This window comes from Pseudomonas edaphica (assembly GCF_005863185.1).
Taxonomy (GTDB): Bacteria; Pseudomonadota; Gammaproteobacteria; order Pseudomonadales; family Pseudomonadaceae; genus Aquipseudomonas; species Aquipseudomonas edaphica.
Map to the genome: position 1 here is coordinate 1 of NZ_VBVZ01001004.1, position 1,189 is coordinate 1,189.

The window sequence follows — 1,189 nt, forward strand, 5'->3', positions numbered from 1 at the left end:
GGGCAAAAACGCTACGGCGTGGTGGCCGCCAGCCGCGAGATCAATTGGCACCTGCACGACCCGCGCTTCGACATGGCCAAGAACCCCAACGAACTCAATCGCCACGGTTGGGTGGTGGAAATCGACCCGTTCGACCCGCAATCCACACCGGTCAAGCGCACTGCCCTGGGCCGCTTCAAACACGAAAACGCCGCACTGGCAGAAACCCGTGATGGCCGCGCCGTGGTGTACATGGGCGACGACGAGCGTGGCGAGTTCATCTACAAGTTCGTCAGCCGCGATCCGATCAACCACCACAACCCCAAAGCCAACAAGAACCTGCTCGACCACGGCACCCTGTACGTGGCGATTTTCGATGCCGGCGACGGCAATGCCGACCACCCCAAGGGCAAAGGCGAATGGGTCGAACTCACCCACGGCAAAAACGGCATCGACGCCAGCTCGGGTTTTGCCAGCCAGGCCGAAGTGCTGATCCACGCGCGCCTGGCCGCCAGTGTGGTGAAAGCCACACGCATGGACCGCCCGGAATGGATCGTGGTCAGCCCCACCGACGGCCAGGTGTATTGCACGCTCACCAACAACGCCAAGCGCGGTGAAGACGGCCAGCCGGTGGGCGGGCCGAATCCGCGTGAGAAAAACGTGTATGGCCAGATCCTGCGCTGGAAAGCCGACGCGGATAACCACGGCGCCAACACCTTCACCTGGGATTTGTTTGTGGTGGCCGGCAACCCAGGTGTGCATGCCGGCACGCCAAAAGGCGGCTCGTCCAACATCAACCCGCAAAACATGTTCAACAGTCCCGACGGCCTGGGGTTCGACAAGGCCGGGCGCTTGTGGATCCTCACCGACGGCGACTACAGCAACAAGGGCGACTTCGCCGGCATGGGCAATAACCAGATGCTGTGCGCCGACCCCAACACCGGGGAAATCCGCCGCTTCATGGTCGGGCCAGTGGCGTGCGAGGTCACGGGTATCAGCTTTTCGCCGGACCAGAAGACCCTGTTTGTGGGGATTCAGCATCCGGGGGAAACCGGGGGTTCGACCTGGCCGGAGCATCTGCCAAACGGCAAGCCGCGCTCGTCGGTGATGGCGATTCGGCGGGATGATGGTGGGATAGTCGGCGCCTGACAGGGCCTCATCGCAGGCAAGCCAGCTCCCACCTTTGAGCGCATTCCACGCTCAAGTGTGG

General features: G+C 62.9%; 1 protein-coding gene. It reads left to right on the forward strand.

What is annotated here, in order from left to right; all coding sequences use genetic code 11:
* The coding region (locus FEM54_RS32835; protein ID WP_138454316.1) for a PhoX family protein at positions 1-1,128 on the forward strand (1,128 nt) is incomplete at its 5' end.
* Positions 1,129-1,189: the final 61 nt, after the last annotated feature.